The organism is Oleiphilus sp. HI0079, assembly GCF_001635105.1.
This window is the reverse complement of record NZ_LWFT01000599.1, coordinates 1-5,249: the sequence shown is the minus strand read 5'-3', so window position 1 is coordinate 5,249 and position 5,249 is coordinate 1. Positions and strand designations below refer to the sequence as shown.

Sequence of the window (5,249 nt, the reverse complement as noted above, 5' to 3'; positions counted from 1 at the left end):
AGAAGCGTATTTGATCGACAATGACACCGTGACGGTGATCGAAGTAACAAACCCGTTTTTGCCATCACCAAGAACGGAAATCAGCACCGAAACGATTCTAGAAAACATAACAAGCCTAGCTGCGATTGATCGTGATCTCTCAGGTGATCGAGATGACGAACGCTTCCCTAATGATCGTGGGCTTACCTATGAATTTTTTGCTTACCTTAGTTCTGACGCCCCCTCAAAACTCTTTCTATATGATGCCAGTTCTCGACGAAACCAGGTTATTTTTGACTTAGACAGTGCTGACAATCGAGTGGGTGACACTCTGTTCTGCCGAATTTTGGCAGGCGAAATCGCCGATATAGAGCGGTTGAAGACAGACCAATATGAAATCAAACAAGAGCTAAAGATTTATGGAATTACAGCAACGGATAACTGCGACGACGCGAGCGATTTAAACTACTACGTCTTTAATTTAGCCACCGATAGCGACGCTCAATATTCTGTCAGACAGCCCGTAAAAAGAGATAGCGAAGACCCAGATCTGATTGAGTATGACATTCGCAAAATCACGTATCCGATCTACAAGGCTCAAAGAGAAACAACGAACGAGAGCTTCTTTTCATCAAGCACTCTAATCACCGATTCTCAAGCATCAAACTACGGTTTTCTCAATTACAACTTTGAGCTTAACCCTCAAGCTACAAACGACACTGACCGATGGAGTCTGCAACGCCCAATCGATGTTGATAACACGGACACATATCAATATTGGAGCGAGCAGCTTGCTTCCGTCGACTCGTCGCTTAAATCGGCCAAAGTGTTAAACCCATCAATCCAAACAGACGATCCTTACTTTATCGCCTTCGGAAATCAATTACTCAAATTATCAGAGCGAGAGGCTTTCGACTTAATTCTGGAAGCTGACAGAAGAAATAGCCTCTCCACTCCAGTGTATGAATGGACCATATCCCCCGGTGCTGATGAAACAAATATCAACATTCTAGACAGCAACTCTGTAGCGATCATTGATGGGCTAGACCTCAAGCTGGTTGACTCGAATGGTTCAGAGAGTCAGGTACGAGTTCTTGAGGATGTAAATAATGCTCTGATTCCCTCTGAAGAGTACATTCTTCTAAAAGAAAATGACGATCAATACGAGACCTTATCTCTGATCGAAAGCAATGGTACAAAGCGACCGATTGTTGGCCAAACAGAGGCAATCCAGACCTTTGCTTACCAGAATCATTTCGACTACCACATGGTGGCATCAGGCGGCATCGACAACCGTTTCGTTCAAAGTCATGACAACGGGACGCTTAAATTTATTCCTGCCATTGAAGACAGCGCATGGTTGTCGTTAAAGAACTACCTCCAAGATAAGACTGAACAGCTGATCCTACACGCAGATGATACAAGTGGCGGAGTCCTGCGCTCACCCAAAATTTATACCTTCGATGCATTGGAAAATAACGGCCAAGGCGAGTTGAAAGGTACGATCGATGCCGATTTTGCAATCATCGAAGAAGCAGCAATCATCGGTGAGCGTTTTGGCATGATTTGGGTTCGAGAAAGCTTTGAAGATGACGCGAAACTCAAAGCCTACTATTTCAATCCATCAGATTCGGAATGGTCATTTACACTCGTTTCTGACGACACAATCGCCCCGGATTGGTTACCCTTCATCCTACCCTGACGGTAAGGTCAAGCTCGAAGAGAATACAAAGAATAGACAAGCGAAAAAATCAGCTAGCCTGAGCCTTCCGATTTACCGCTAAAGCAACCGTGGTATACCCTGTTTCGATACAAGTAGACATCAACTTTTTAAGAAAGGAATAAGGCAGATCTTTATCGGCCATTACAGTGATCGGCCGCGATTGTTCAGACTGAGTGCTGCGACTTAATTGATACCTCAACTCCCCTGCAACCTTTGGCTCAATGTCTCCATTAAAAGCGCTAAAATCACTGCGAGAGATGATCTCGCGGCCCGCTATGATAATGGCGTCTTGGCTGACAGTGATCACCAGGGTCTCATCTGGCAATCTTTCTGCACTGGAAATAGGTAAATCAATCTTCCCATCCCTATTAAGGACCTGAACGTCGGAGCTCGAGTTCACCATCAGAAAAAACACAAGGATTGTGAATATATCCATTAACGACACGAGATTAAGCTTTCCTGAAGCTAACCCTCGCTTCTTATGTCGCGCAATGCGCTTCGCTTTTGCAGACTGCTTCATGGGGTCGAACCTGCCCCAAGACGCTCCTCTGGAGCATCAGCGATCCCAATATCAGGAAACAATTCCGCGCGAACCACGTCTCCCGCGACCACCGTTTTATATGAGCTGACAGAATCCATGACAGCAACGATTTTTTGATAAGACGTGCCGGCCTCAGCCAATATCGATACACTACGCTCTTCAGGGACACGTTTTTTGAGTTCCTGCATTACTGCGCTCAGCTTGTCTTGATCAACACCGTCTTCAGCATTATCGATGCGTTTGATTAATGCACTAGAACCTTCCAGCACATCAATACTGTCTTGATAAATTGCAACACTAAGATCAAATTGCTCAGGATCAATCGGTGTCTCAGACTCTGAACGAGGAAAATTTAGCTCAATAATAGAAGTTTGCGCGAAGATGAGATTCATGAGCAGAATGGGCACCAACACAATCATTAAGTTCATGAACGCAGTGATGTCCAAGTCGGAATCTTGTACGGGGCGACGATGCCTTCGAATCATTGGGTCCAAACATAGTAAATAAGCGTGTTTTTATTATAGGGCGCTGACTCTGCCAAGCAAGCATACAGCGCACAATCTCACTCGCACTCGTGATTCGGTTTTTAGGCAGAAATGTAATACGTACCGGTTCAGATCAATCTTTCATTCGCGCGCGCCATCTCTCCGCGTACAGGCGATGTTCGTAATTTCGCTGCAACTCATAGACCTGCACATTTGGATTAGTGGGAGCGTCATGACAAACGACTTTCACGCCATGCTGCATAGCAATCAGTTTGACTTCATCCGGAGAGATTTCTAAATCACGCTGAGCTACTCGATATTCTTGCCGAGGATGGTTCGGATTGCACAGTTCCCTAATACCCCATCGATCCATCGCAGGCTTGTATGCGCGATAATACTTCACATAGGACAAGTAAAATGCCAGGCCACCGATTAACGCAACACCAAAGATCCCTTCCTCAGCGCCGTTTCGCGCTAACGACCAGATCAGTACCACTGCGAGAACGAGTAACGCACCCGACAGTTTAAGCTCATAGGACGTAAAAAGATTTGGAGCGACAACTCCGTAATTCTCTCCATGTCGCATCCACTTAACTAAGCGTTGAACCCCTTTAAACATATTCCCCTCCAAAAACAAACGCGAAATTTCGACTAGGTCTCGGGATAATATTGAACTACGTTACGTTATATAGAAGACGCTCTTTTCGCTCGCAATCTTTGTTTGGTTACTTTTTGTTCTAACTGCGACACTAATGCGATGCATGACCAATGCATCATCAGCTAAAAGAGAATAAGACAATAACCTTGTAATTTAGTGCGTGCTCTACGTATACTTTTTGATCATGCAATCAGAATGTTGTCGATCGCTCCTTCTGACGCTAACAAACAGTTAGCTCATCAAATAAAAACAATGTGGAGTCATCAAATGGGCGAACAATTCGCAAATTGGTACAAAGAACAAGGTGAGTACATTACAGGAGGGCTGTTTGCTCTTATCGTGCTCGATATCTTTATGTTTCTTATGCACTGTATTACTGAAAAAACGACCGAAGGTTACGGCCTGATGACCCTCGTTATTGCGCTATCCATCGGTGCTTTAGCCTGGATCGAGAAGCTTTATTCTCAACAAGAAGAAAGCCACTAGAGAATAATCACTGTGCTCGGTTTCCTGCCGAGCAACAGCCTCTTCGTACCTAATTTAATCCCTCTGCGTCTTCCCATACAGCAATCGGCTCCAAAGATCATCGAAGGAGTATCAAGCTGGTATTGTGTTTGCATCTATTCATTGGTGTCGAGTCGTTTGCCGAATTTCCGGCAAACTCTTTCCGAAAACCAATAGGTTGCAGAACAATGAGTCAAATTTCACCGCGAGATGCCGTACTTGAGCTAGGCCTCCAGCTGAAAAATGCCTTCAAGTCACTCAGTCCCGATCCCACGAGCAGTTTGCAACAAGCGACAGCACCGCCAAACGTGCAAGAAGAATTAGTTAAGAATGACGACGCTGTGAGCTTGAGTACAGAGGCGCAAAGCAAGTCGAAACAAGTCGAAATAACGGCTTTAAAAAGGGAAATTGGCAACGAGCGAAACTATATCCAGCAGGTCATTACAAACAAGCTTTCGGAATATGGATTACCTGCCAATACGGCATTAACCATACAAACATCAGTATCGGGCGGTATTGTCGCGCAAGGAGCGGTTGTGAATAGCAAGCTTGAAAGAATAAGTTTCGATCTGAATCAGGATCAAAACTTTGTAAATGCCTATCGCTCAGTAAGCAAGCAACACCCTACTCTAGAATATGCCGACAATGTATCAAAACTCTCGCAAGCTTACGGCCAAAGCAATCAAGTATTTGAAAGTTTAATAAGCGAACAAGATGAATTTAACCGGTTAAGAGATTTGACCCTGCGCTTTCAGAGCCTTCAATCCCAAGCCGATTCTAGTCAGGCATAGCAGGATATTCGCTAGCTTTAATAATAGGGTGGACATTATCTCTTAGAGGTAAGGCGTCCACCTGTCTGATGAATCAAGACCGCCCGTTTACAATGCCTCTTCAAACTTGTTTTGCGCATATGCTCAGACTTAGATGACTTACTCAAAGGCTGTTACATCACCGCAACCACGTCGCAGAACAACCGGTTCTTCGTCTGACAGATCAATTACCGAACTGGCCTCAAACCCACAGAAACCGCCATCAATCACTAAGTCTAAACTGTGCTCAAGGCTAGCCCGAATATCGTATGGGTCCGTCATGGGAAGCTCTTCATTTGGAAGGCTGAGAGTAGTGCTCATTAACGGGTGCCCTAACTCTTCTACCAACGCCAAGGTGATTTTGTTATCAGGAATACGGATGCCAATTTGACGTCGCTTGGGGTTCATTAAGCGGCGAGGAACCTCACTAGTGGCCTTTAGAATGAAAGTATAAGGCCCGGGAGTATGCGCCTTAATTTGCCGATATTGCCCGTTATTTACCTTGGCATATACTGCGATATCACTGAGATCTCTACACACTAAAGTAAAG

At 44.9% G+C, this 5,249-nt stretch carries 7 protein-coding genes; 3 read left to right on the top strand and 4 right to left on the bottom strand.

Annotated elements, in window-relative coordinates; genetic code table 11:
• A partial coding sequence (locus A3750_RS26085) for a hypothetical protein (protein ID WP_197474994.1) occupies positions 1–1,681 on the top strand: 1,681 nt, incomplete at its 5' end.
• 49 nt (positions 1,682–1,730) lie between these two features.
• Here A3750_RS26085 and A3750_RS10495 read toward each other — a convergent pair.
• From A3750_RS10495 to A3750_RS10485, 3 genes are all read right to left on the bottom strand, one after another.
• The gene (locus tag A3750_RS10495) at positions 1,731–2,222 is read right to left on the bottom strand and encodes a biopolymer transporter ExbD (protein ID WP_068453114.1); all 492 of its coding nucleotides are present in this window, start codon (positions 2,220–2,222) and stop codon (positions 1,731–1,733) included.
• Positions 2,219–2,728 carry a biopolymer transporter ExbD gene (locus A3750_RS10490; RefSeq protein WP_068453111.1) on the bottom strand — a complete coding sequence of 170 codons (510 nt, stop codon included), beginning with the start codon at positions 2,726–2,728 and terminating at the stop codon, positions 2,219–2,221. Before A3750_RS10490 ends, A3750_RS10495 begins: the two co-directional genes overlap by 4 nt.
• Positions 2,729–2,861: 133 nt before the next feature.
• A complete protein-coding gene (locus A3750_RS10485; protein WP_068453108.1) occupies positions 2,862–3,347 on the bottom strand; it encodes a hypothetical protein in 486 nt (161 codons plus the stop codon).
• Between the two features lie 306 nt (positions 3,348–3,653).
• Between A3750_RS10485 and A3750_RS10480 the strand changes: the two genes are divergently transcribed.
• Positions 3,654–3,872, top strand: coding sequence for a hypothetical protein (locus A3750_RS10480; RefSeq protein WP_156492494.1), 219 nt, complete (start codon positions 3,654–3,656; stop codon positions 3,870–3,872).
• Between the two features lie 206 nt (positions 3,873–4,078).
• On the top strand, positions 4,079–4,681 hold the full coding sequence (locus tag A3750_RS10475) for a hypothetical protein (protein WP_068457504.1): 603 nt from the start codon (positions 4,079–4,081) through the stop codon (positions 4,679–4,681).
• Positions 4,682–4,819: 138 nt separating this feature from the next.
• Here A3750_RS10475 and A3750_RS10470 read toward each other — a convergent pair.
• The coding region (locus A3750_RS10470) for an L-threonylcarbamoyladenylate synthase (protein ID WP_068548248.1) at positions 4,820–5,249 on the bottom strand (430 nt) is incomplete at its 5' end.

Bases quoted from the DNA above. Each gene is read 5' to 3' on its own strand.
- A3750_RS10495 (WP_068453114.1), bottom strand. From the start codon at position 2,222: ATGAAGCAGTCTGCAAAAGCGAAGCGCATTGCGCGACATAAGAAGCGA.
- A3750_RS10490 (WP_068453111.1), bottom strand. From the start codon at position 2,728: ATGATTCGAAGGCATCGTCGCCCCGTACAAGATTCCGACTTGGACATC.
- A3750_RS10485 (WP_068453108.1), bottom strand. From the start codon at position 3,347: ATGTTTAAAGGGGTTCAACGCTTAGTTAAGTGGATGCGACATGGAGAG.
- A3750_RS10480 (WP_156492494.1), top strand. From the start codon at position 3,654: ATGGGCGAACAATTCGCAAATTGGTACAAAGAACAAGGTGAGTACATT.
- A3750_RS10475 (WP_068457504.1), top strand. From the start codon at position 4,079: ATGAGTCAAATTTCACCGCGAGATGCCGTACTTGAGCTAGGCCTCCAG.